The following is a 2,604-nucleotide window of genomic DNA, read 5'->3' as shown; positions in this document are numbered from 1 at the left end:
ATTTCAGGACAAGACATATAAAACACTAACGAAAATTATCTATGATAGATTTTAAATATTCTTTATAATTATCTACATATTCCTTAACTTTTGGATTTTTAATTACATCAAAGCAATGATAATTAGGTAAATCTTGAAAACCACAGAATCTGTAGTTTAAGATAACATTGAAAAGAACATCATCTGCATTTTTTCCTTTCATTAATTGTTGACTTACATCATCAAAACAGTTTTCAGGTGCATTCCAAGTAGCCACAACAAATACTTTCTTATCTCTTAAAAAACCACCTGTTCCATATTGCTTTGAAATATCTGAACGAGTCCTTCCATCTCCATCTAACATAACATTAGAGACAAGTCCTTCCATAAAAACTTCATCAACATATTTTTTATGAATCCAAGGAGTATTAAACCAAAAAATAGGTGTGTGAATGATAACTAAATCCGCTTTTAAATGTTTCTCTACTTCATTTTTCAAATTGTAACCATTAGATATAAAAGTTTGTTCCATATTCCAGTTAGCATTTTCAAACAATTGCTTTGTAACATTAGAAAGAGTTTCATTTAACTTTCCTTCAGAGATGCCTTCATACTTTTGATGAGTATGTATTATTAATAATTCTTTCATTTTTAAATCTTTTTGCAAATCTCATAAAAAACTATACATTTGACAAGTACTTACGATTTAGTAAGTATATTACTTTAATGTCGGAATAGTCTAATTTCATATGAAAACAGAAGAAAAAAAAATTGAAAAAATATACCATCAAGCAGAAGAATGTCCAATAACAGTATTTATGGAACAAATTGGAGGAAAATGGAAACCTGTTATAATTTGGGTTTTATTATTAAATGAAGTGATGCGTTTTAATGAATTAGATAAAGCTATTAAGGGAATTAGTCAGAAAATGTTATCTCAACAATTAAAAGACTTAGAAAAAATAAACATAATAAATAGAAAATCATATCCAGTAATTCCTCCAAAAGTTGAATACAGATTAACTAAAAAAGGAAAATCATTGAAAGAGAATTTGACAAAAATTATGGAATGGAGTAATCAGAATCTGAAATAAAATACGCAAGCTAACAATGTATAAAAAACATAGGGCTTTTGTGTTAACTCCAAAGTTCTGTGTTTATTTACAAAGTCAGCCAAATATAAAATTTGGCATTTTCAACAAAAAAGATAAAAGCAAAATATTATAATTGGCTTAGTACAAACCCGAAACGTATTGCTTATCACCTGCCCTACGATTTCTTATACTGAACGTTGTGCATAATGCGGAAAAATAAATATGATACAAAAATTTAAAGTCTATATCCCGCAATCAGAAATTGACGATTTAAAAAGAAAAATAAAAGAAACTAGATGGCTTAATGAAGTTAATAGTTGTGACTGGGAATTCGGAACAAGTTTAAATTATCTTAAAGAGCTTTCTACTTATTGGGAACAAGAGTTTGATTGGAAAAAAATTGAAAACGAAATAAATTCTTTTCCGAACTACACAACAGAGATTGATAATTACAAAATTCATTTTCTACACATTAAAAGCAAACTAAAAAATGCAACTCCACTTTTAATTACTCACGGTTGGCCAGGTTCTTTCTTAGAAATGCTAAAAATAATTCCTCATTTAATCAACAACTTTGACATTGTTATTCCTTCAATTGTTGGGTTTGGGTTTTCGGAAAACTACCTAAAAAGTGGTGTGAATTACGGTTTTGTCGCTGAACTATGGCACAAATTGATGATTAAACTTGGTTATCAAAAATACGGATTACAAGGTGGTGATTTAGGAGCTGGAATTAGTATAAGACTAACCCAAAATCATCCTGAAAATATTATTGGTTTACACCTGAATTACATTTCCGACTCTTACCAACCTTATTTAACCGAAGATATTGGAGAAGAAATTCAAGAATATAAAAAGTACTTAGAGAATTGGAATAAGAAAGAAGGAGCTTATGGTGCTATTCAAAGTACAAAGCCACTTTCTCTGGCTTATGGATTAAATGATTCGCCAATTGGACTTTGTGCTTGGATTATTGAGAAATTCAATTCGTGGAGCGACAACAAAGGAAACATTGAAAACTGCTTTTCCAAAGATGAATTACTTGCTAATGTTAGCCTTTATTGGTTTACGAAAACAATCTACTCTTCTATGAAAATCTATCACGAAATAAGTCTAAGTCCTCTTGTTTTCGCAAAAGATGATTTTATAGAAACCCCTGTAGGTTTTGTTAAATTCCCAAAAGAAATACCTGTTCCTCCTAGAGAATATATCGAAAAAGGATTTAATATTGTTCATTGGACAGAAATGCCAAAAGGTGGTCATTTTGGAGCGTTGGAACAACCAGAACTTTTAGCTTTGGATTTAATATCATTCTTTAAAAAAACAGAAAAAAGCACTATGCACAACAATGGTAACCGTTGCACAACTCAATAATTTATAAAATAATGACCTTTATAACCGTCTTATAAGGCGGTTTCATTTTTTAAATCGGTAAGTAATTGTGTATTTTCAATGTACTTATAAGAGATCTTTTAAAGTCATACCACCTCTTTTTTAGAAGAATATGTAAAACAGACATTCCTGCTCCACT

General features: G+C 29.6%; 3 protein-coding genes. 2 read left to right on the top strand and 1 reads right to left on the bottom strand.

Features of this window, described 5'->3' with window-relative positions:
* Positions 1–25: 25 nt before the first annotated feature.
* Positions 26–628, bottom strand: coding sequence for an NAD(P)H-dependent oxidoreductase (locus KO500_RS00015; RefSeq protein ID WP_215954445.1), 603 nt, complete (start codon positions 626–628; stop codon positions 26–28).
* 100 nt (positions 629–728) lie between these two features.
* Here KO500_RS00015 and KO500_RS00010 point away from each other — a divergent pair, with 100 nt between their 5' ends.
* Positions 729–1,073, top strand: coding sequence for a winged helix-turn-helix transcriptional regulator (locus KO500_RS00010; protein ID WP_252732389.1), 345 nt, complete (start codon positions 729–731; stop codon positions 1,071–1,073).
* Between the two features lie 222 nt (positions 1,074–1,295).
* Entirely contained in the window at positions 1,296–2,447 is a 1,152-nt protein-coding gene (locus KO500_RS00005) for an epoxide hydrolase family protein (RefSeq protein ID WP_215954444.1), read from the top strand.
* Positions 2,448–2,604: the final 157 nt, after the last annotated feature.

This window comes from Cellulophaga baltica (assembly GCF_018861125.1).
Classification (GTDB): domain Bacteria; phylum Bacteroidota; class Bacteroidia; order Flavobacteriales; family Flavobacteriaceae; genus Cellulophaga; species Cellulophaga baltica_A.
Note: the sequence above shows the minus strand (reverse complement) of the source record. Positions and strands in the feature narration are given on the sequence as shown.

Bases quoted from the DNA above. Each gene is read 5' to 3' on its own strand.
- KO500_RS00015 (WP_215954445.1), bottom strand. From the start codon at position 628: ATGAAAGAATTATTAATAATACATACTCATCAAAAGTATGAAGGCATC.
- KO500_RS00010 (WP_252732389.1), top strand. From the start codon at position 729: ATGAAAACAGAAGAAAAAAAAATTGAAAAAATATACCATCAAGCAGAA.
- KO500_RS00005 (WP_215954444.1), top strand. From the start codon at position 1,296: ATGATACAAAAATTTAAAGTCTATATCCCGCAATCAGAAATTGACGAT.